19 protein-coding genes are annotated in these 20,917 nt (G+C 54.9%); all 19 read right to left on the bottom strand.

All coding sequences use genetic code 11. The features are described from left to right. Nucleotides 1-238: 238 nt before the first annotated feature. The 19 genes from KP806_RS25280 to ispE all read right to left on the bottom strand — a co-directional run bounded on the left by KP806_RS25280 (nt 239) and on the right by ispE (nt 20,867). Nucleotides 239-2,344 (bottom strand): oligosaccharide flippase family protein, encoded by a 2,106-nt coding sequence (locus tag KP806_RS25280; protein ID WP_224726532.1) that lies wholly within the window; start codon nt 2,342-2,344, stop codon nt 239-241. 204 nt (nt 2,345-2,548) lie between these two features. After that, entirely contained in the window at nt 2,549-3,091 is a 543-nt protein-coding gene (gene spoVT, locus KP806_RS25275) for a stage V sporulation protein T (protein WP_224726531.1), read from the bottom strand. Between the two features lie 464 nt (nt 3,092-3,555). Beyond that, the gene (locus KP806_RS25270) at nt 3,556-3,729 is read right to left on the bottom strand and encodes a hypothetical protein (RefSeq protein ID WP_224726530.1); all 174 of its coding nucleotides are present in this window, start codon (nt 3,727-3,729) and stop codon (nt 3,556-3,558) included. A 12-nt stretch (nt 3,730-3,741) separates the two neighbouring features. Then, complete coding sequence (locus KP806_RS25265; protein WP_224726529.1) at nt 3,742-4,614, bottom strand: SPFH domain-containing protein; 873 nt, start codon at nt 4,612-4,614, stop codon at nt 3,742-3,744. Between the two features lie 203 nt (nt 4,615-4,817). Then, nucleotides 4,818-5,513 (bottom strand): urea ABC transporter ATP-binding subunit UrtE, encoded by a 696-nt coding sequence (gene urtE, locus KP806_RS25260; protein WP_224726528.1) that lies wholly within the window; start codon nt 5,511-5,513, stop codon nt 4,818-4,820. Then, a complete protein-coding gene (gene urtD, locus KP806_RS25255) occupies nt 5,491-6,267 on the bottom strand; it encodes an urea ABC transporter ATP-binding protein UrtD (protein WP_224726527.1) in 777 nt (258 codons plus the stop codon). The genes urtE and urtD overlap by 23 nt, the downstream gene beginning before the upstream one ends. After that, nucleotides 6,239-7,321 carry an urea ABC transporter permease subunit UrtC gene (gene urtC / locus KP806_RS25250; RefSeq protein WP_224726526.1) on the bottom strand — a complete coding sequence of 361 codons (1,083 nt, stop codon included), beginning with the start codon at nt 7,319-7,321 and terminating at the stop codon, nt 6,239-6,241. The genes urtD and urtC overlap by 29 nt, the downstream gene beginning before the upstream one ends. Nucleotides 7,322-7,352: 31 nt before the next feature. Beyond that, complete coding sequence (urtB, locus tag KP806_RS25245; RefSeq protein ID WP_224726525.1) at nt 7,353-8,258, bottom strand: urea ABC transporter permease subunit UrtB; 906 nt, start codon at nt 8,256-8,258, stop codon at nt 7,353-7,355. A gap of 104 nt (nt 8,259-8,362) precedes the next feature. Beyond that, nucleotides 8,363-9,634: an urea ABC transporter substrate-binding protein gene (gene urtA, locus KP806_RS25240; protein ID WP_224726524.1), complete on the bottom strand. Its 1,272-nt coding sequence runs from the start codon at nt 9,632-9,634 to the stop codon at nt 8,363-8,365. A gap of 431 nt (nt 9,635-10,065) precedes the next feature. Then, nucleotides 10,066-11,142, bottom strand: a complete 1,077-nt coding sequence (locus tag KP806_RS25235; protein WP_224726523.1) for a peptidylprolyl isomerase — start codon at nt 11,140-11,142, stop codon at nt 10,066-10,068. A gap of 71 nt (nt 11,143-11,213) precedes the next feature. Next, on the bottom strand, nt 11,214-14,741 hold the full coding sequence (mfd, locus tag KP806_RS25230) for a transcription-repair coupling factor (protein ID WP_224726522.1): 3,528 nt from the start codon (nt 14,739-14,741) through the stop codon (nt 11,214-11,216). 105 nt (nt 14,742-14,846) lie between these two features. Further along, complete coding sequence (locus tag KP806_RS25225; protein ID WP_224726521.1) at nt 14,847-15,077, bottom strand: anti-sigma-F factor Fin family protein; 231 nt, start codon at nt 15,075-15,077, stop codon at nt 14,847-14,849. 63 nt (nt 15,078-15,140) lie between these two features. Next, nucleotides 15,141-15,701, bottom strand: coding sequence for an aminoacyl-tRNA hydrolase (pth, locus tag KP806_RS25220; protein WP_224726520.1), 561 nt, complete (start codon nt 15,699-15,701; stop codon nt 15,141-15,143). Nucleotides 15,702-15,838: 137 nt separating this feature from the next. After that, nucleotides 15,839-16,489 carry a 50S ribosomal protein L25/general stress protein Ctc gene (locus tag KP806_RS25215; protein ID WP_224726519.1) on the bottom strand — a complete coding sequence of 217 codons (651 nt, stop codon included), beginning with the start codon at nt 16,487-16,489 and terminating at the stop codon, nt 15,839-15,841. 147 nt (nt 16,490-16,636) lie between these two features. Next, nucleotides 16,637-18,034, bottom strand: coding sequence for a bifunctional UDP-N-acetylglucosamine diphosphorylase/glucosamine-1-phosphate N-acetyltransferase GlmU (gene glmU, locus KP806_RS25210; RefSeq protein ID WP_318153807.1), 1,398 nt, complete (start codon nt 18,032-18,034; stop codon nt 16,637-16,639). Nucleotides 18,035-18,280: 246 nt separating this feature from the next. After that, nucleotides 18,281-18,562 (bottom strand): septation regulator SpoVG, encoded by a 282-nt coding sequence (spoVG, locus tag KP806_RS25205; protein ID WP_028609566.1) that lies wholly within the window; start codon nt 18,560-18,562, stop codon nt 18,281-18,283. A 130-nt stretch (nt 18,563-18,692) separates the two neighbouring features. Then, nucleotides 18,693-19,088 (bottom strand): RidA family protein, encoded by a 396-nt coding sequence (locus tag KP806_RS25200; protein WP_224726518.1) that lies wholly within the window; start codon nt 19,086-19,088, stop codon nt 18,693-18,695. After that, nucleotides 19,088-19,930: a pur operon repressor gene (purR, locus tag KP806_RS25195; protein ID WP_224726517.1), complete on the bottom strand. Its 843-nt coding sequence runs from the start codon at nt 19,928-19,930 to the stop codon at nt 19,088-19,090. The genes KP806_RS25200 and purR overlap by 1 nt, the downstream gene beginning before the upstream one ends. An 82-nt stretch (nt 19,931-20,012) precedes the next feature. Further along, the gene (ispE, locus tag KP806_RS25190; protein WP_224726516.1) at nt 20,013-20,867 is read right to left on the bottom strand and encodes a 4-(cytidine 5'-diphospho)-2-C-methyl-D-erythritol kinase; all 855 of its coding nucleotides are present in this window, start codon (nt 20,865-20,867) and stop codon (nt 20,013-20,015) included. Between the last annotated feature and the right edge of the window lie 50 nt (nt 20,868-20,917).

Genomic DNA, 20,917 nt, shown 5'->3' with positions numbered 1-20,917 from the left:
TGGTGCCGTCCTTTGGCGGTATACAGCTCGTTTCGCGTAGAAATAGAAGACAATTATAAGCAAAACAGCTCGTATCGAGATGTAAGGCAAGTTATGGAACGGGTTCCGCGCTTCGCTCTAATAAAGCCGCGCCGGATCCAAGCTATGTACATCAATTAGGCGATAGCCTTCAGCTGCCGCCTAAATAATAATGGACCAAATAAACGGAACAATCAAGCTCCGGGCCGGCGCCGCCCGGTCATCGCTCCCCTTCCGCCGGCGGAAGCAGCCGCCAGCGTCTGAGCCGGGCGGCCAATACGCCGCCGCCCGGCAGCGCGCGCCATTCGCGCGCGCTTACGGCGCCGCCGCGCAAAGCCGCGGCGCCAAAGGCGCTTGCGCCGACGGCTGCGCCCGTCAGCGCAAGCGCCGCCGCTGCCGCCCGCGGCGGCAGCACCCCGCCGAGCGCTGCGTCCAGCGCCCGCTCGGCGACAAGCAGCGCCGCGGCCATGACCGCGAGCGCGAAGCCGCAGGCAGCGGCCGCGCGGCGGTCCGCGGGCCACGGCCTGCGGCCTGTGCCGCTTGCGCCGCCTGCGGTGGCGTCCGCGACATTTGCTGCGCCCGGCTGCGCCGGCACGTTCGCATCATCGCCTTTCCCGGCAGCCTTCATACCCGGAATTACCTCCGACCCTGCGGAGGCAAGCCGGACCGGCTTAGCGCCTATCTTCCCGGCGGCATTGCCCGTAACTGCCCCCGAAGCTCTCGCAGTATGCCGGAGTGCCTCAGCTCCTTCTCTCTCCGCCTGCAACATACCCCGCTGTGCAGCATCCGACGTCGCTTCCGCCTCCGCCGCCGTACGCCCGCCGGCAGACCCGCTCCGCTTGCCGGGCACCGTCCTGCCGCCAAGCGCGGCCCCCGATGCCGCCGCGGCCCGCCGGACGGCTGCCGTCCCCAGCATGGCAGCGGCCGTCAAGGCGGCGATGCCCGCGGCGGCGGCGCCGTCAGCGCCGTAAAGCGGCACAAGAACGGCGTTGCATATGCCCTTCAATCCTGCCGCCAGCAGCACCAGCTGGATAGGCGCCCGCGCCGAGCCCAGCGCCTGCAGTACAGGCGCATTCACCGCATTCACGCAGCCGGCCAGCGCCGTACAGCCGATCAGAGCAAACAATGCCGTTCCCCTATCATCGGCGTAGAACATGACGTTTAACGGCCGGGCCAGCAGAACAAGGCCGACGCTTGCGGCAGCGCCCGCCGCCCAGGCCGCGCGCTCGGTCAAGGCCAGCTGCAGCCGCAGCTGCCCGTACGCCCCGCGCATCCGGGCCAGCGCAAGACCGGGCACCAGCGCAGCGGCGCCGGCGCCGGCCACCATGACGACCAGCTGCACGAGCGGCTGGGCGCGGCTGTACACGCCGAACAAAGCCATCGCTTCCGGCTCCGGCAGCCCTCCTTCCCGCAGAAGACGGGGCACCGTGAATGCGTCCACAACGCCGAGGACGGGAACGACGACAGCTCCTAAAGCGGCAGGCAGCGCGAGCACCGCGAGCTTTTTCATTTCAGCCAGCAGCTTCCGCTGCGGCGCGGAGGCCTGCCTAAAGGCTGTAATCTTCCCGCTTCCGCCGCCTCCATGCCTAGAAAACCGTCCCTCACGCTGCCTCCACAAGCAGACGATAAGCATCAGCAAAGCGCTGAACGCACCCGCCGCCGATCCGCTCATCACCCCTGCAGCTACCGACGCCTCGTTCCAGCCGGCGGACCAGCTCGCTACCACCACGGCAAGCATGACCGCCACCCGCACAAGCTGCTCCGTCAGCTGCGAGCCGGCCGACAGCGCCATCCGCCCCGTCCCCTGCGCGTAGCCTCGCAAGGCGGCCGCAAACGGCGCGGCCAGCAGCGCGAACGACACCGCGCGAATGGCGCCGGCCGTCCCAGAGTCGCCGATCAGCCGCGCAACCCCGTCCGCAGCCGCCCACATCCAACCGAAAGCGGCGATGCCGGTCACGCCGAGCAGCAGAATTGCCGCATACAGGATCCGGCGCACCCCTTCCGGGTCGCTCCCCTTGCGCAGCCTCTCCGCGATGAGCAAAGACACCGCCGTCGGCAAACCGGCCGTCGCCAGCACCGCAATCAGCTGGTAAAACGGATATACCGCGTTGTAGATGCCGAACACGCGGTCTCCGGCCATGTTTTGCAGCGGGATTTTTTGAAATACGCCAATGATTTTGGACAATAATGCCGCCCCCGCCATAACGGCTACTCCGCTCAGCCCGATCCGGGTCCTGCCCGGCCCGCTTTTCACCGAAGCCAGGCTTGCGCCCGCCCGTCCGGGCCCGTCAGTCCCTTGCCGCTCCAGCTCCGGCTCCTCCTTCATCCGTCTCGCCCCTGCCCATTCATGATTCATGTCGGAACCTATTATACCTCACAAACGGCATTCGCCTATCGATTCAGGAGCGAATTCGAAAAAAGCTTCCCCGGCCAAAACATCGTTTTGGTCAAGGAAGCCGTTATGTTCGCTGTCGCCTCTTCATTTCACGCAGCTCAAGACAAGCTGTGCCATCTTACTACGCTTTAGCTTCTACTGCTCCATTTGCTTGGCCAGAAAGCCTGCGGCGGTTTCCGCCATTTTCGTTTCCATTTGACCCATTTTGACGGATTCGTCCTTGCTCACAAGCACAACCGTACCGATCGGATCTCCGCCCGCAATAATCGGAGCGATCACGAACGAGCTGTACGTATCCTGGGCGTCCTTGATCAGCTCGTAAGAGCCTCCGTTAGACTCGGCTACCGTTTTTCGGTTTTCCATACAGCCTTCCAGAACGGAGCCCACCGCTTTGTCGAGCAGCTCCTTCTTGGACGCTCCTGCCACAGCAATAATCGAATCCCGATCCGTAATTAAAGTGATATGGCTCGTGCCCTCATACAGCGATTCCGCATATTCTTTTGCAAAATCGCCCAGCTCGCCGATAGGAGAATACTTCTTTAAAATAACCTCGCCATCGCGATCCACAAATATTTCCAGAGGGTCACCCTCGCGAATACGCAGTGTACGGCGGATCTCCTTCGGAATCACCACACGCCCGAGATCATCGATGCGACGTACAATTCCAGTTGCTTTCATTTTCTTGTTGCCCCGCTTTCCTAGAGGATTTTGAATCGACTGGATTCTTGCTGCTTGTTTATAACGAAGAGGAAAGATCCTTCAAAAGATTTTGAATCTGACCATAGTATTCATCCGCTCCCAATTTCTTATGCACGGACTGAAGAGCCATCCAAACCGTCCATTTTTATATGGCCAAACCGCCTCCCGGGCAAAAAAATAACCGCTCACCAGTGAGCGGCAGGATGACGGAAAAACATCATTTTGGCCAGAAAAGCTAACGCCTTAAAGATCGTTTTGTTCATTTGGACGACCTCCCTGCAGGAAGAATTGTCATGAAACCTTACGTTAATTCGGAGTATACTCGGGATCGTACGAATTCGTCAATAATGATGTAAGGTATTCTTACACTTTTTCAAGGTCGCCTGCTGCAAAAAAAACGCGGCTCCCGGATAAATGCCGGCAGCCGCCCTTCCTATTCCTGCTTATTTCTCTTCTCTGCCCGGCTGCTTCAGCCTGCCGGCCTTGCCCAGCGCTTCCCGGAGCAAAAACTCGATGTGCCCGTTCACGCTGCGGAATTCGTCTGCGGCCCACTGCTCCAGCGCGCGATGGATATCGGGATCCAGGCGGAGCGGAAATGCTTTCTTCTCCTTAGCCATTGGATTTACGCCTTAGCCGTAGAGCGACCCCGTGTTAATGACCGGGGTTGCGGCCCGATCGGATACGATCGCAACCATCAGATTATTCACCATCGCGGCCCGCCGTTCATCGTCCAGGCTGATCCCGTTCGCCTCCAGCTGCTTCAGCGCGCTTTCCACCATGCCTACCGCACCTTCCACAATCTTTGTCCTTGCCGATACGATCGCAATCGCCTGCTGGCGCTGCAGCATGGCACTTGCAATTTCCGGCGCGTACGCCAAGTGGGTCAGCCGCGTCTCCAGCACCTTTACGCCCGCTACCTCCAGCCTGCTTTGAAGCTCGCGCAGCAGCTCGCCGGCTACTTCGTCCGCATTGCCGCGAAGCGAAAGTTCATCCGGCGACGCAAACGTATCGTACGGATATTGGGCCGCGATATGCCGGACGGCCGTCTCGCTCTGAATTTCCACGAAGCGCTCGTAGTCGTCGACATCGAAGGACGCTCTTGCGGTATCGGTAACCTTAAACACGACAACCGCCCCGATTTCTACGGGATTCCCTTCCGCATCGTTCACCTTCAGCGTCTGGCTGTTGAAGTTTCTGACCTTCCGCGACACCTTGACCTTTGTCGTAAGCGGGAGCACCATCCACAAGCCGCTTTCCAGCACGGTCCCCATATAAGTCCCGAAGAAAGTAATCACTTTTGCTTCATTCGGCTGCACGATCGTCAGGGAGGATGCGCAGACAAAAGCGACAACGACGAGCAAAACGCCGGCTCCGATCATCCAGCCGGAGGAAACCGCTTCGGACGCTTCACTTACGATCAGCGCAATGCCCGCTGCGGCAGCTGCAAGCGCCACAAGCAGTGCCGTATATCCGCTCACATACCAGGCTTTTCTTTCGTTCATTCCGCCTCACCCCTCAAACATCGTATGATTATATTGTTTTGATATAATTATGATATCACTTTTTACAAATATAAACAATAAGAAAAACGGCCCAAATCGCCAATCGGCAATACGGACCGTTTCCATTCAAGCCTCCACGGACTCTGATTCCCACACAAACAGGACCGCCCCGCTTCCGGAGCAGCCCACTAACCCTATATGTCTTAAACAGTCAAATACTTGCGAATGACCTCATCGCTCAGCGCCTCAAGCTCGCCTTCCCAGGCGATGGCGCCCTTCTCCAGCACATAGAAGTAGTCGCCGACGCTTTTGACAAAATCCAGGCTTTGCTCGACCAGCAGAATGGACGTCCGCCCATCGGCCTTAATGGAACGGATCACATCCCGGATATCGTCCACAATGGAGGGCTGGATGCCTTCGCACGGCTCGTCGAGCAGAAGCACCTCCGGCTTTGACGCGAGCGCCCGGGCGAAAGCGAGCTGCTGCTGCTGCCCTCCGCTCAAATCGCCGCCGCGCCGGCTGTACATCGCAGACAGCACCGGAAATTTGGCGATCGCCTCCTTTGGTATGCGGCCGGCCTTCTCTTTGGACGCTTCCAGTCCAAGCAGGAGATTCTCAAAGACGGACAGCTGAGCGAAAATTTCCCGGCCTTGAGGCACGTAGCCGATGCCGCTTTTCGCCCGCTGCCCCGGCGCTTTCCTCGTCAAATCGGAGCCGTTATACGAGACGGAGCCTCCGCGCGCTTTAAGGAGCCCCATAATACTTTTCATCAGCGTCGTTTTGCCGACTCCGTTGCGCCCGAGCAGGCACACGACCTGCCCCGGCTTCACCTTCAGCGTCACATTCCGCAAAATGACGCTTTCTCCGTAACCCGCTTCAAGCTGTTGAACGGCTAACATCGGCATCCCGCCTTTTCCCAAGATACACTTCCGCCACCCGGTCGTCGCTCTGCACCTCGTCCATGGAGCCTTCCTTCAGCAGCTTGCCCTCGTGCATCACAGTTACCTTGCTGGCGAAGTTCCGGACGAATTCCATGTCGTGCTCAACGACGACGACCGAGCGCTGGCGGGCAATTTCATGCAGCAGTTCGCCCGTTTTATCCGTTTCCTTATCCGTCATGCCCGCTACCGGCTCATCGAGAAGCAGCACCTCGGGCTCCTGAAGCAGCATCATTCCGATCTCCAGCCATTGCTTCTCGCCGTGCGAGAGGCCGCCGGCCCGCCATGACGCTTTATCCTGCAGGCCGATCATCTGGAGCTGACTATGGAGACGGTCACTCTCCTCGCTCTTCATGCTCGCGAACAGGGTCGCAAACACGCTTCGATTTTGCCGCATCGCAATCTCCAGATTCTCGGCCACGGACATGGACGGAAAGATGGAAGGAGCCTGAAACTTCCGCCCGATGCCAAGCTCCGCGATCTGGTGCTCTTTTTTTCGCGTAATATCGATTTTCCCGTTAAAAGTCACCTGCCCGGAAGAGGGCCGCACCTTCCCGCAAATCACATCCAGCATCGTCGTTTTGCCCGCACCGTTCGGACCGATCAGAAAACGAAGCTCGCCTTTCAGCAGCTTCAGGCTCATGCCCTGAATGGCTTTGAAGCCGTCAAACTCAACCGTCACGTTATCACACTGCAGGATTGCGGACTCCTTCATGATTCGGTTCCCTCCTCTTTTTGCGGAAATTGATTTGGCCGATCAGACCCGCGACCCCTTTTGGCATAAACACAACGACAATGACGAACAACAAGCCCATGAACAGCGTCCAGCCTTCCGGATAGGCGGTGCTGAACTCGCTTTTTGCCCAGTTCATCAGAATCGCGCCAAGCGCCGCACCAACGAGCGTTCCGCGCCCGCCGATCGCCACCCAAAGCACCATCTCGATGGAAGGCACGATGCCGAGCATCGAAGGGGATATAATCCCGACATGAAGCACGAACAGCATGCCCGCCATGCCGGCAATCCCCGCAGAAATTGCAAAAATCACCATTTGGTAGATGGCGGGATTATATCCGATAAACCGTACGCGGTTTTCGCCGTCGCGGATGGCCCGCAGCACTTTGCCGAAGCGGCTGCCGACGATAAAGCGGCAAAACAGGAATATGACGATAAGCGCCGCAACCGTAATCCAGTAAAGCGCCCGCTTCGTATCCGGCGAGCCAAGCGGGAAGCCCAGCACCTCGGAATAACCGGTCACGCCGTTCGTGCCGCCGGTAAAGGCCTGCTGCCCGATCAGCAGCGTAGTCGTAATAATAACAAGCGCCTGTGTCAAAATCGTAAAGTAAACGCCGCGGATGCGATTGCGGAACGTAAAGTAACCGAGCACCAGCGCAAGGATCGCCGGAAGTGCAATTCCCGCCGCCGCCGCGAAGCCGAAGCTCCCGAACGGCTGCCAGAATAGCGGAAGCTCCTTCAGTCCGCTCCAGCCCATGAAGTCCGGCAGCTTTCCGCCGCCTGCCTCAAGCTTCAGGTACATCGCCATCGCGTAAGCGCCAAGTCCGAAGAAAATCCCGTGGCCAAGGCTCAAAATGCCGGTATATCCCCATATCAGATCAAGGCCTAATGCAACGATCGCAAAAGCCAGAAATTTCGCCAGCAGGTTAAGCCGGAAATCGCTGACAAACATCGGCGCCGAGAACAAAGCGGCCGCCGCGGCAGCGTAGCCGGCCAAAATCCATAATCGCCGGGGCGTCATCTTTTTTAGCTGCATGCGCACTCCACCTTCCACTCATATAAGTTACTTAATCAAGCGAGCGTGTACGCATCGCAACGAGCCCCATCGGCCTCCACTGCAGGAATGCGACGATACAAACGAACACAAGCACCTTGCCGAGCGATGCGTTCGTCCAGTATTCGAATAACGTATTGAACATGCCGATCCCAACCGCGCCGAGCACCGTTCCGACCAGCTTGCCGACGCCGCCGAGCACGACCACCATAAAGGCGTCAACGATATAATAAGTGCCGAGCGACGGGCCGATCGGACCCATCAGCGTCAGTGCGCAGCCGGCGATGCCGGCAATGCCCGAACCGATCGCGAACGTCATCGAATCGACGCGCCGCGTCGATACGCCCAGACATGCGGCCATATCCCGGTTTTGCATAACGGCACGCATCCTTCTTCCCTCATGGCTGCGGTAAATGTAAACGTACATCGCGGCCAGGCAGACGATCACGAGAGCGATGATGAACAAGCGTTTATACGGAAGCAGCGTGCCATCCACAATGCGCAGCCCTCCATCCAGCCAGGTCGGGCTTTTTACGGCCACGTTCGGGGCTCCGAAAATCGAACGCGCCACCTGCTGCAGCACGAGGCCTACCCCCCACGTAGCCAGCAGGCTGTCAAGCGGTCTGCCGTACAGGAAACGGATGAGCGACATTTCAAGAATGAGTCCAAAAACAAAAGCAATGCCGAAGCTGACGGGTATGGCCAGCACGAAGTACCAATCGAACATCGATTCCGGCAAATAGTCTTTAAACAGATTTTGAGTCAAATAAGTCGAATAAGCTCCGATCATGATTAGCTCGCCATGAGCCATATTGATGACCTTCATGAGGCCAAACGTAATGGCCAGCCCCAAAGCGACAAGCAGCAGAATCGAGCTTATGCTGAGCCCGTTAAACAGCTGCAATACATATACATCCATATGACCGCTCCCCTCGCAGGCCTTCATGAAGACGGAGGGCGCACCCGGTCCTCGGGTACCCCCTCCATCCCTTGCTGCGATTTAGTGTGTAGCTGCTGTCCGTCTTATTCGGTCGGTTGAATGCTGGCCGCCCATTCATAGCCCTTCAAGTACGGATCCGGCTTAACCGCCTCGCCCGAATTCCATAGCTCTTTGAATTGGCCGTCCGCCTGCACCTCGCCGATCCGTACCGTTTTGTACAAATGCTGCGTCTCGCCGTCGATTTTCACTTTACCTTCCGGAGCCTCCCACTCCAGCTCCTTCGCCGCTTCCTTCACCTTCGCGACGTCGGTAGAGCCGGCTTTCTCGACAGCTGCCGCCCACAGGTAGACCGCCGTATATCCCGCTTCGATCGGGTCGGCCGTCACGCGGTCATCGCCGTATTTCTTCTTGTAATTTTCAACGAACGTCTTGTTCGTAGGCGTTTCTGTCGTTTGATAGTAGTTCCAGGCCGCCAAATGCCCCTCCAGCACGTCTACGCCGATGCCGCGAATTTCTTCTTCCGCCACCGATACCGAAAGCGTAGTAAGATCTTGAGCTGTAATGCCGGCATCCTTAAGCTGTTTGAAGAATGCGACGTTGCTGTCGCCGTTCAGCGTGTTATAGACCACGTCCGGATCCGCTTCCTTGATTTTCGAAATAATCGTGCTGTAATCGGTATGTCCAAGCGGCGTATATTCTTCTCCTACGAGCTCGCCGCCTTCCGCTTTCAGCTGTTCCTTGATGATCAGGTTAGCTGTGCGCGGGAATACATAATCCGATCCGAGCAGGTAAAACTTCTTGCCGCGGTTCTCAAGCAGCCAGGTAACCGAAGGCACGATTTGCTGATTCGTCGTCGCACCGGTATAAAAAATGTTCGGCGACGCCTCTAGCCCTTCGTACTGCACCGGATACCAGAGCAACCCGTTCAGCTCCTCGAATACCGGCTTCATCGCCTTCCGGCTCGCAGACGTCCATCCGCCGAACACGGTTGCGACTTTATCCTCGGAAATAAGCTTGCGCGCTTTCTCCGCGAACGTCGGCCAATCCGAGGCGCCGTCCTCAAGCACCGGTACGATCTTCTTGCCTAGCACTCCGCCTGCCGCATTGATTTCTTCGATCGCCATCATCTCGGCATCGATTACCGACACCTCGCTAATCGCCATCGTGCCGCTTTGCGAGTGGAGGATGCCAACTTTGATTTCCCCGCCTGCGGATGTGCCGGCGTTAGCCGATTCCGACGGTGCGTCAGTCGCTTCGTTCGTCGATGCAGGCGCATTGTTGCCTCCGCATCCGGCCAGCACCAGACTTAGTGCAACTGACATCAAGCCCAATTGATAAAACAATCTCTTTTTCATCTCTCCACTCCCCGATCCATCTATCTCTTCTCTAATATCCGAACGTTCTGTTGGAATATTACTCCATCGTTCGCTTCTTTATTATAGATCGGCTCTTTTTATCATGTCAATATAATTTACATATATTTATTTGAACGATCACTCCAAGGGGTATAGTCAGCTGAATTTACAAAATACATGTTATATTTATGTAATGTTATATCTAGAATGTATCCGTATACGCTATGCCGACCTAGGCAACCTTATGATTTATGTTATCTTTTTATTGAAAATCGATGATATCGAAAATTTAATGTTAGATTTATGTCATATGTGTTTAAATTTTCGATTTGCTTTGTTTGTTGGTTCGTTCGTTCTTTCAGAAGGCCAATTAAATAAAAAGACCCTTTAACCGTTATCCGGTTAAAGGGTCTTGCGAACAGATTATCCGTTTATTTCGCCGCAGGGGCTTCCGTTGCTTTCGGAGCGTCGGTTGCTGCAGGAGCGTCGCTGGCCGGTTTACCGCTTTCCGTAGGCGCACCCGACGTTTCAGGCTCAGGCAGCTTAATGTCGATTTCATACTTGGACAGCTCGTCCGTCATGAATGTGTTCATGTGGGTGTAAGCGACAGCGCTTTTCACCGCTTCTTTGTCTTCCTCGCTCAGCTTGTCGAACGCAGGCGTGTCGCGCTTCTCGACAAGAATGACGTGATAGCCGTACTCGGTTTCTACAGGATCGCCGATTTTGCCGATTTCCTGCGTATAAGCGGCTTGCTTGAACGCATCCACCCAAGAACCGGCCTTCTCGTCCTTATACTGGCCTCCTGTTTCCTTAGAGCCCGGATCGTCGGAATATTCCTTCGCAAGGGCCGTCCAGTCGCCGCCCGCTTCAAGCTTCGCTTTTACTTCCTTGGCGCGTGCAAGCGCCTCTTCAGGCGTGCGGATTTCCTTCTGCTCTTGCGTTGTCTGATCCGTCTCCACCGTTGCGACCAGAATATGGCGAACCGTTACGGTCGCATAATTGGCGCCGTTGGTCTCGTACTCTTTTTTCATTTCCTCTTCGGTCACTTTGGAGTTCATATGCGCCACAACCGTTGCGGTAAGAGACATAAAGTTCTCCATATCTTTGTCTTTCAATTTCTTGGCGTCCATTGCCGCCTTCAATTCGGTATTTGTTTTCAGCGCTTCCTTGTACTGCTTCATTTGTTCCTTCACGTCTTCTTCAGCTTTCTTCTTGGCGTCCTCGGAAGCCTGGCTGCCCAAGATCTTGTAAGAGATATACTGCTGAAGAATCTGTTCTTTAAATTGCGGCATTTGTTCAATAATTTGCTCGTAACCGGGCTGCATAACATTAAATACTGCCAAATACTTGTCGAACTCCGTATCGGTCACGTTGCCGCCTTTATATGTCGCAATTTCCGTTCCCGTTTCCTTCTTCGCGCCGCATGCCGCCATCGTCATGACGAGCAGCAAGGCTACGAACAACAGCGTGCCTTTGCGCCATGCCGATATGCGTGAACTGTGTAACATGTTGAATCCCCTTTCAATTTATAAACTTGTTTGTATTGTATCAGAAAAGGGACGCAGAAAGCGAATATTGTCTACGTTGTCGCATTTTGCAGCTCATCCTTATATAACAATACATCCTTGTATTCCTGCAGGAATCTCTCCAGAACATGAACCTTCTGCTCCATGGACAGTCCTTTGCCGCGCAGCATGATGATCGGATTCGGCTCCTGTTCGCCCGCCTGCTTGAAGCGGTTCTCAAACTTAAGGCAAAGCTGGTCGATTTTTTTCCGGTTAACCCGCTTTTTCTGGGAGGCGGCAAACTTTAGCGTAATATCGTCGGCCTTCCCGCTAATTTGTTCGATGCCGTACATCGAGCCGTATACCTTTAGCCTTGCAACGGCGAGCAAATTGCTGACGGCCTGCGGCAAGTCGCCGAAGCGGTCGACCAGTTCGTCGATCACATCATCCTGCTCCTCGAAGGTGCGGATGGCGGCCACTTTTTTGTAAATCTCGATTTTCTGAATGCTGTCGTAAATATAATCGGTCGGCAAATAAGCGTCTATGCTGAGGTCGATGACCGTGCTGACCGGCTTCTCCTGCACCGCTTCCACGCCGCTCATCTCCGCCTTGCGTTTCGCAATTTCCTCGGCAAGCATTTGCGAGTACATGTCGAAGCCGACGGATGCGATAAAGCCGTGCTGCTCCGCGCCCAGAAGATTACCCGCTCCGCGGATGGACAAGTCCCTCATCGCGATTTTGAAGCCGGAACCCAGCTCCGTGAACTCCTTGATCGACTGAAGGCGCTTCTCCGCCACTTCCGTCAGCACCTTGTCCCGCTGATAAGTGAAATACGCATATGCGATCCGGTTGGAGCGTCCTACGCGTCCGCGCAGCTGATAGAGCTGCGAAAGCCCCATTTTGTCGGCATCGTGCACGATAAGCGTGTTGACGTTCGGAATGTCGACGCCCGTCTCAATAATGCTTGTGCTGACGAGCACGTCGGATTCCCCGTCCAGAAAATCGAGAATCGTCTTCTCCAGCTCCTGCTCGGTCAGCTGCCCATGTCCAACTGCAACTCTAGCACCCGGGACAAGCGCGTTAATCTGCTCGGCCATCTGGTAGATTCCCTGTACCCGGTTGTACAAATAATAGACTTGCCCCCCGCGGGCCAGCTCGCGCTCGATCGCTTCCCGGACAAGCGACGGGCTGTATTCGACAACATACGTCTGCACGGGGAACCGGTTTTCCGGCGGCGTTTCGATAACCGACAAATCCCTGACGCCCAGCATCGACATATGCAGCGTTCTTGGAATCGGCGTTGCGGTCAGCGTAAGAACGTCGACGTTTGTTTTCAGCTTTTTCAGCTTTTCTTTGTGCGATACCCCGAAGCGCTGCTCTTCGTCGACGATCAGCAGCCCGAGCGATTTAAAAATAATGTCCTGCGAAAGAAGCCTATGCGTGCCGATGACTACATCGACGGTTCCGTTCTTCAGCCCTTTCATCGTTTCGTTCTGTTCCTTGCGGGAACGGAAACGGCTGAGCACTTGTACGTTGATCGGATAGCCGGCGAAGCGTTCGCGGAACGTCTCGTAATGCTGCTGGGCGAGAATCGTCGTCGGAACAAGCACGGCGACCTGCTTGCTGTCCATCGCCGCCTTGAAGGCCGCGCGGACCGCTACCTCTGTCTTGCCATAACCGACGTCTCCGCAGAGCAGACGGTCCATCGGCTGGCTTTTCTCCATATCCTTCTTGATTTCTTCAATCGCCCGAAGCTGGTCGCGCGTCTCGTCGTAAGGGAACATGGCTTCGAATTCCTGCTGATAGGACGTGTCCCTCCCGAAGGAATAGCCCGGCGCGGCCTGCCGCTCGGCATACAGCTTGATCAGATCGTCGGCAATGTCCTGGACGGAAGCCTTTACCTTGCTCTTCGCCCTTGTCCACTCGCTGCCGCCCAGCTTGTTGATCTTAGGCTCGCGCTCCTCCGAACCGACATATTTCTGGATCATGTCGACCTGCTCGATCGGAACGGACAGCTTATCCCCGCCCGCGTATAAAATGTGAAGATAATCTTTATGAATTCCGGCAATCTCAAGCGTGCCGATACCTACATATTTCCCGATCCCGTGATTCTGGTGAACGACATAGTCTCCGACCTTAAGCTCCGTATAGCTCTTGATCCGCTCCGCATTATCGACCTTCTTGTCGATCTTGCGGGCTTTCCTTTGCTTCTGCGTGAACATCTCGCCTTCGGTGATAACGACCAGATGCGAGGACGGCAGCTCAAAGCCCGACTGCAAATTGCCCTCGAGCAAAGTCGGCGGCTCAATGCCGTAATCGTCCAGCACGCGGCGCATGCGCTCAATCCGCTCCGCATTGCCTGCCAGCATCATAATATTTGCGCCAGTTTTGCGCCACCGTTCCATCTCCGCCTTAAGCACGTTCATCTGCCCGTGGAAGCTTTGCATGGACCGGCTTGTCATGTTTAATATATTTTGCGGCTGGGAATGCGGAATTTGTCTTAAAAATAAGGATAAAAACAAAGTCGGAAACGGACGGTGATGCAAAATTTCCTCCGTTTCGCGCGCCAACGCCAGACCAGGCAATGACTTGCCGTTCTGCAGCAGGTGAATGGACCATTCCGCTTCGTCCCGCTCCAGCTGCTTGGCCGTTTCTATCAACCGGGTAGGCTCATCTAATATTAGCAGCGTATCGCTTGGCATATAATCAAGAATCGTTTGCCGCTCCGGATACAGCAAAGAGATATATTTATAGATTTCCGTAAAATAAACGTGCTCGCGCAGCCTCTCCAGCTCTCCGCCAATTTCGGCGCGCAGCCTTTCCTTGGCCGTCCTGTCCGTCATCTTGTCCAGCTGCTTATCGAGCAGCTGCTGAGCGTGATTCGCAGCCGCCTCCATCCGCTTCCCATCGGCCAGCATCTCCTGGCAAGGCGGAACCGTATACGATTCCAGCCGGTCCGACGAGCGCTGGTCAGCCGGATCGAAAGTCCGAATGGAATCGATGTCGTCGCCGAACCATTCCACGCGGTAAGCTTGCGCCGCCGTTAACGGATAGAAATCGACGATTCCCCCGCGCACGCTCATTTCGCCGCGCAGCTCGACCCGGTCCGTTCTTACATAGCCAAGCTCCGTCATTTGGCGCAAAAAAGTGTCAATCGGCAAAGAATCGCCAACTTTAATATCAATTTGAGCCGCTGCCATTACACCGCTGACCGGCAAAAACCGCCGCACGCCCGAGAATGGCACGACAACGATCCCGCGGAAGCCTTTGGACAGCTTGATCAGCACGTCCATGCGCTGCGCCAGCGTCTCGGGACTCGAGATCGCAGCTTCGGCAGCAACCAGCTCATTGGCGGGATATAATAATACGGATTCCGGAGATAGACATTCCTGCAAATCCTCCGCAATCTTCTGCGCAGAGAACATATTGTGAGTAACGACCAGCATCGGCTTGCCGACATCTTCCTGAAGCGCTGCGATGAGCACCTGTCTCGAGGAACCGGCAAGGCCGGATATCATTTGCTCGCGCATGCCCTTACGAATACCGGAAATAACGGATTGAACGTCCGCATCCGCAGCAAAAGCCTTAATTAACGCATTCAACTTTTGTGACACCCCGTTTCTGTAATGGGAGAAAGGATACGGATGCTCCCTCTACATTGAAAAGAAGCCTCAGCCGACCGCTAAGGCTCAAGTATGATTCATCCGTCATTGAAGCGGATTCGTTACCAAATGGAGCTCCGGATTCGCGTCCATCGCCTCGCGGCAATAATCGCAAACCACTTTCACCGTCACATCGCCATTTGGGCTATACGCTATTATATCGCTGCGTTCTTCGGGGGTCAAGAAATGGAAACCGAGCTGCTGCTCGGTAATATTCATCCCGCTCAGCGACCCAAGCGAAGTTTTGCAGTGTCTGCAAATATAGTTTACAGCCATATGTATGCCTCCTGAAGAGTCGTTATACCCTTCAGTATGCCCGTTATCGCCTATCTTAAAAGGTTAACGGTTAAACTTTGCCATCGTCTCCTCGAACGGCGCCTTCAGCCTGAACTCCAGCGCGTCGCACGCCGCGGAGATCATTTCCGCAAGCTGCTGCTGCTCGCTCTTAGGAAATGGAGAAAGCACGTAATCCGCAATATTCTTGCCCGGTTGCGGGCGGGAAATGCCCATTCGGACGCGGTCGAACGTTTGCGTTCCCAAATGTTGAATCAGCGATTTAATGCCATTGTGGCCCCCGGCGCTGCCCTGGTACCGCAGCCGCAGCTTGCCGATCTCCGTATCCAAATCGTCGTAGACGATAACCCCGTCCGCGATTTCGCCTTTATAATAGTCGAGGAACGAGCGGACCGATTCTCCCGATAAGTTCATGTAAGTCATCGGTTTAATCAGGAAGACCTTCGTGCCCTGGACGTTGCCCTCCCCGATCAACGCTTTGCATTTGCTTTGCGTTACGTTGATTCCCCATCGTTTGGCCAGCTCGTCAATGACCATAAAGCCGACGTTATGCCTTGTACCTTGATAAGCGGTGCCGGGGTTACCCAGTCCTGCAATCCACCTCATTGCTCCATTCACTCCTTTGCCTTTGGACCAATGTAACACACTCCGTACTTGCGCGTAAACGGCTTGCTCCGCACCGCAGCAAAACAACGCCGCCCTGAAGCAGGACGGCGCCATTCCATATATCCGTATATGTCAGCTTACAAGCTCTTCGTATCTTCCATCTGGGCTTCCTTCGAGCGGGACTCGGCCTCTTCCGTCTCCACCGCCTGAGCTTCGGCTTCTTCCTCCGTAAGATCCTTCTGCGGTGCCAGAACCGTAACGACTACCTGGTTGGGATCGGCATTAACGACGACGCCCTTCGGGAGCGCCAAATCGCTGACCAGCAGGCTCTCGCCCATGGCAAGCGACGAAATATCCGCCGTAATCGACTCAGGAATGCTGCTTGGCAGACAGTCTACTTCGATCTCATGAAGAATGACTTGAACGATTCCGCCTTCCCTAACCCCGGTCGAATCGCCTTCCGCATGAATACGCACATTGGCCCGCACATTTTCATTCATGTTGATTTGATGGAAATCGACATGAATGACCTGCCGGTTCAGCGTATCCCGCTGGATATCCGATACCATGACAGACTGCTTTCCGGCCGTAGGAATATTGATCTCAATTATTGCATTGGGATGCGACCGCAAAATCGACTGAAGCTCTTTGACGTCTACCGTTACGTTCGCCGCCTCGGAAATTTTCTTGCCGTAAATGACGCCCGGGACTTTCCCCTGGAGCCGCAATTGACGCAGCTCGCCTTTCGTTAAGCATGGTCGTTGGTCCGCTTTCATCGCAATCGCCATAGTGGAAACCTCCTAAAAATATGCGAAGCTGCATAGGCAACGCATTGTGATTTCCCTATAACTTACCCATTCCAACCCGTAATTAAACTTTATTAGAAAGGTTTAATGAAGCTTGCCAGCCAGACCTCATCGTACGGCCCGTTCCGCTTATTGCTGCTGCTTTTCTTTCTTCGCCTTGGCACGCCCGCGGATTTTTTCCGCGTACCCCGGTTTGTTCACCTGACGCTCGCGCGCGATCGCCAGATCGCCCGCAGGCACATCCTGCGTCACGGTAGAGCCCGCTACCACGTAGGCGCCATCGCCGATTTTCACCGGAGCGATCAAATTCACGTTGCTTCCGACAAAAGCGTGATCGCCGATCTCCGTCACGGATTTATTGTATCCGTCATAATTGACCGTAATGGCGCCGCAGCCGATGTTCACGTCTTTGCCGACGATCGCATCGCCCACGTAGCTAAGATGGGACACCTTGCTGCCGTCGTCCAGCGACGCGTTTTTCAGCTCGACGAAGTCGCCGATTTTGCAGCCTGTGCCAAGCTTCGAGTTTGGACGCAGATTCGCATAAGGGCCGACGCTGCAGTCATCCCCGATCTCGGATTGCGCGACCGTCGAATATTTCACCGAAACGCTGCTTCCGAGCTTACTGTCCGCGATATCCGCTTGCGGTCCGATAACGCAGTCCTCGCCGATGACCGTCGATCCGCTCAGAACCGTACCCGGATAGATCGTCGTGTCCGGACCGATCTGCACGCCTGCCTCGATATACGTCGACGCGGGATCAATCAGCGTTACGCCGTTCAGCAAATGCTTGCGGTTGATGCGCTCGCGCATGAACCGTTCCGCCTCGGACAATGCGATGCGGTCATTGACGCCGATTGCTTCCGCAAGATCTTCCGTGCAATAGCCTTGAACCGATTCGCCGGACGCGCGGAAAATGCCGATAACATCCGTCAAATAATATTCGCCCTGCGCGTTGTTGCTCGTCACCTTGGCAAGCGCCTCGAACAGTTTTTTGTTATCGAAGCAGTAGGTACCCGTATTGATTTCTTTAACTGCCGCTTCTTCCGGCGAGCAATCCTTCTGCTCCACGATCCTCTGCACCGTGCCGTCTTCGCCGCGGATGACGCGTCCATAGCCGGTCGGATTATCGAAAGATGCCGTAAGCACCGTCGCTGCCGCCCCGCTTGAAGCATGCAGCTCCAGCATAGACTTGATCGTGGAAGCCTGCACGAGCGGAGTGTCGCCGCAAATGACGATCGTCGTTCCCTCTTCCGCTCCGAGCAGCGCTTCGGCTTGCCTTACCGCATGCCCCGTGCCAAGCTGCTGCTCCTGCAGCACATACTCGGCCGCGTCGCCCAAATACGACTTCACTGCTTCCGCACCATGACCGACAACCACAACGGTCCGGCCGGCCTCCGCTTCCCGCACCGCATCCAGCACATGGCCGACCATCGGCTTTCCGCAAACCGGGTGAAGCACCTTATATAATTTCGATTTCATTCTTTTACCCTGTCCAGCTGCGAGTACAATTGCCATCACTTTCAAAATCGATAACCCCCTAATTGCTGCATTGAAGTATAAGTCCTATTATAACGTAAAATGCTGATTTCTTATATTTACGTTCCTCCTGGTCGGCTGGTGCTACGCACGAACCGTTAGCTGCATCATTGAGCAGCTCGGATCTGTGCCGTCCTTCGGAGTCTCATCATTCTAATAATTTTATCCATAAAAAAGAAAAGAGAGCCGCGGCTCTCTTCTCCGATCATTCCCTTACATCCTGAAATGCTCTGGTTAAGCTCCTTCTTCAATCGCAACTTCTTCCGCTGCACGCTCGTATTCGGCGAGAACAGCAGCCTGGATTTTCTCCCGGGTGGTTGAAGAGATCGGATGAGCGATATCCCGAAATTCTCCATCCGGAGTACGTTTGCTTGGCATTGCAACGAACATACCATTGTTACCGTCGATTACACGAATATCGTGAACCACGAATTCATTGTCAATAGTAATGGATGCGATCGCCTTCATACGCCCTTCCGAATTTACACGGCGGAGTCTGACATCAGTAATTTGCACTTGTGTTCACCACCTTTGTCTATCAGAGACTTGGTGTATACTTCCACGTTTTTGTGCAAAATCCTTCTATTTTTTTGGAAAAATCATGCTCTATTTAAAATATTTTTTTCCATTTGAAGGTTTTTCGTTTTCATTCGACATTTGTCGATGCGATGACTTCAATTTCGACAAGAACGTCCTTTGGCAGCCTTGCTACCTCGACCGCCGAACGGGCCGGCTTATGCTCTCCGAAATAAGAAGCATAGATACCGTTCATTGTCGCAAACTGGTTCATGTCTTTCATGAATACGGTTGCCTTTACAACGTCGGAGAAGCCGGCTCCGGCTGCGGCGAGCACGGCCTCCAAATTACGGAATACCTGATGAGTCTGCTCCTCGATGCCGCCTTCTACAAGCTGTCCGGATGCATCCAGCGGAATTTGTCCGGAGGTGAACAATAACCCGCCAAGCCGGATCGCTTGCGAATAAGGTCCGATTGCCGCAGGCGCCTTATCCGTATTAATCACTGTCGGTTGCTTCTTCGTCACTATTGTCCCAGCCTTTCATTCGAAAAATAATTACCGGGTACTACCGTCGTCTGCTTTGTCTTCATGTCTACGGCCGTCAGCTTGGCCAGCGAGACGTAATCCTCCAGCAGCCGCTCTTCCAGCTCAACCTCGCCCGATTCGACGAAAACGCCGACTCCTGCAACCGTTGCCTTAAATTCGAACAGTAAATCCATCATCCCTTGAATCGTACCGCCGGCCTTCATGAAGTCGTCGATGATCAGAACGCGGGATTGCTCCTTCAGCGCCCGGCGTGCAAGCGACATCGTCTGGATTCTCTTCGTAGAGCCGGACACGTAGTTGATGCTCACGGCCGAGCCTTCGGTCACCTTATTATCGCGCCGCACGATGACGACAGGAATATTGAGACAGGCGGCCGTAGCGTAGGCAAGCGGGATCCCTTTCGTCTCCACGGTCATAATGACATCGATCTTTCGCTCCGCAAATGCGGTTGCGAACATTCTTCCTACATCCGCCAAGAGTTCCGGTTGTCCCAGCATATCCGTTATATACAAATAACCGCCTGGAAGAACCCTCTCAGGCTGCTCTAACTGGCGGCATATATCCGTCATAATGGTAAGAGCTGCGGCTTCCTGCATCTTGGGTGTAAATTTCACTCCGCCTGCCGCTCCGGCTAGCGTATGAAGCTCACCGATGCCTTCTTCCTCGAACACTTCTTTAATAATGGCCAAATCCTCGCTGATCGAAGACTTAGCCGATTGATAACGGTCGGCAAACGCTGTCAGTGAAATTAACGTGTGGGGTCGACTTAGCAGATATTGAGTCATTTCTACCAACCGCGAGCTCCGCTTTAACTTTTTCAAACACATCTCCCCCCACTAAATCCGAATAATATAATGTCAATATAACATTTTTATACGGATTTAATCAAGAAAAACGTATTTCCTATGTGAGCATTCTTACCACATATACTTCCTTGCAGAAGCCTCGAAGCCCGTTATAAATGCGAGGAAGCTTGGCTTCCTTGGATACCAGGCCGAACACGGTCGGTCCGCTTCCCGACATCAGGACGCCGTCCGCTCCGAGACGGATCATACTCTCTTTCAGCTGCATGACCTCCGGATACAGCTCAAGCGTCACCCGCTCCAGCACATTTCCAAGCCCGTCGCAAATGTCCGGGAACGAGCCCCGCTCCAGCGCATCCGCCATCCGGCTGATCGAAGGATGCTCCTTCAGGTCATTCACGCGGAACCGGCCGTAAACGTCGGCTGTCGAAACGTTAATAGGCGGCTTTGCAAGCACGACCCAGCATTGTGGAGGGTTTGAAATATGCTCCAGCACTTCACCGCGGCCCCTGGCGATTGCGGTGCCGCCCGTTACGCAGAACGGCACGTCCGAGCCAAGCTCCGCACCAAGCCGGCATAGCTCGTCCTCCGGGATTTCCAGCTTCCACAGCCTGTTCAAACCGCGGAGTGCGGCGGCTGCATCGCTGCTTCCACCGGCCAAGCCTGCGGCAACAGGAATTTTCTTATCCAGGTGTATGTATACGCCTTGCTTGACATCATATCGTTCTTTGATCAGCCTGGCTGCTTGAAAGGCCAAATTTTTCTCGTCAAGAGGGATGTAACCGACCTGACTGGAGATGATGATTGTGTCTCTCGGTAGCTCTTCCATTTCCAGGCGGTCCGCAAGGTCGACCATTGTCATAATCATTTCGACTTCATGGTAGCCGTCTTCGCGCTTGCGCAGCACGTCGAGCAGCAGATTGATTTTGGCAGGAGCTTTTTCATAAATTTTCATCCGATAAGTTCACCCGTTCGTTTCGTTAGCTTAACCAACATTATATCAAA

Source organism: Paenibacillus vietnamensis, assembly GCF_020169515.1.
GTDB classification, from domain to species: Bacteria; Bacillota; Bacilli; order Paenibacillales; family Paenibacillaceae; genus Pristimantibacillus; species Pristimantibacillus vietnamensis.
The sequence above is the reverse complement of the archived record's forward strand: the minus strand, read 5'-3'. Positions and strand labels throughout refer to the sequence as shown.

Coding starts and splice junctions, on each gene's coding strand:
- KP806_RS25215 (WP_224726519.1), bottom strand. CDS start 16,489: ATGGCGATTGCGATGAAAGCGGACCAACGACCATGCTTAACGAAAGGC.
- KP806_RS25235 (WP_224726523.1), bottom strand. CDS start 11,142: ATGTTACACAGTTCACGCATATCGGCATGGCGCAAAGGCACGCTGTTG.
- KP806_RS25270 (WP_224726530.1), bottom strand. CDS start 3,729: ATGGCTAAGGAGAAGAAAGCATTTCCGCTCCGCCTGGATCCCGATATC.
- pth (WP_224726520.1), bottom strand. CDS start 15,701: ATGAGGTGGATTGCAGGACTGGGTAACCCCGGCACCGCTTATCAAGGT.
- urtA (WP_224726524.1), bottom strand. CDS start 9,634: ATGAAAAAGAGATTGTTTTATCAATTGGGCTTGATGTCAGTTGCACTA.
- ispE (WP_224726516.1), bottom strand. CDS start 20,867: ATGAAAATTTATGAAAAAGCTCCTGCCAAAATCAATCTGCTGCTCGAC.
- KP806_RS25225 (WP_224726521.1), bottom strand. CDS start 15,077: ATGGCTGTAAACTATATTTGCAGACACTGCAAAACTTCGCTTGGGTCG.
- urtD (WP_224726527.1), bottom strand. CDS start 6,267: ATGAAGGAGTCCGCAATCCTGCAGTGTGATAACGTGACGGTTGAGTTT.
- urtC (WP_224726526.1), bottom strand. CDS start 7,321: ATGCAGCTAAAAAAGATGACGCCCCGGCGATTATGGATTTTGGCCGGC.
- urtE (WP_224726528.1), bottom strand. CDS start 5,513: ATGTTAGCCGTTCAACAGCTTGAAGCGGGTTACGGAGAAAGCGTCATT.
- KP806_RS25265 (WP_224726529.1), bottom strand. CDS start 4,614: ATGAACGAAAGAAAAGCCTGGTATGTGAGCGGATATACGGCACTGCTT.
- KP806_RS25280 (WP_224726532.1), bottom strand. CDS start 2,344: ATGAAGGAGGAGCCGGAGCTGGAGCGGCAAGGGACTGACGGGCCCGGA.
- spoVT (WP_224726531.1), bottom strand. CDS start 3,091: ATGAAAGCAACTGGAATTGTACGTCGCATCGATGATCTCGGGCGTGTG.
- urtB (WP_224726525.1), bottom strand. CDS start 8,258: ATGGATGTATATGTATTGCAGCTGTTTAACGGGCTCAGCATAAGCTCG.